At 34.4% G+C, this 424-nt stretch carries 1 protein-coding gene; it reads left to right on the top strand.

The window, feature by feature from the left end; all coding sequences use genetic code 11:
• The coding region (locus KEM10_RS24090) for a hypothetical protein (protein ID WP_212221042.1) at positions 1-285 on the top strand (285 nt) is incomplete at its 5' end.
• Positions 286-424: the final 139 nt, after the last annotated feature.

Below are 424 nucleotides of genomic sequence, written 5' to 3'. Positions count from 1 at the left end.
AATCCCAAGAATGTCAAGGCTGAGGCTAAAGAACAAATCATTAAGTACAGACTGGAATGCTACAATGCCCTTTTTAATTATTTCACCGACCAGGGAGAGTTTTTAGAGCAAAAGCAAAAGGCTTTGGAAAAGCAATTAGAAGAAGTGGAACGAATACGAAATGATTATAGCGACCAAAAGAAGCTGCTCAATGACGCAAGAAAAGCACTTAACGATATAAAGGAGTTGACTTTTGAAGAATGGCAAATGAATAAAAGACAATTATCACTGGACTTTTCAAACTAAAATACATGACAGCATTAGCACCGAATACGTTATCGAAGTTATATTATTTCGATAACCGCATAAAGAGTTTCTATGAAAAAAACGGCTATACCAATATTCCGTTTGATGGCAATAAAATTCAAAAAATGATTGAAGATTC

Source organism: Carboxylicivirga linearis (genome assembly GCF_018271995.1).
Lineage (GTDB): Bacteria > Bacteroidota > Bacteroidia > Bacteroidales > Marinilabiliaceae > Carboxylicivirga > Carboxylicivirga linearis.
Note: the sequence above shows the minus strand (reverse complement) of the source record. Positions and strands in the feature narration are given on the sequence as shown.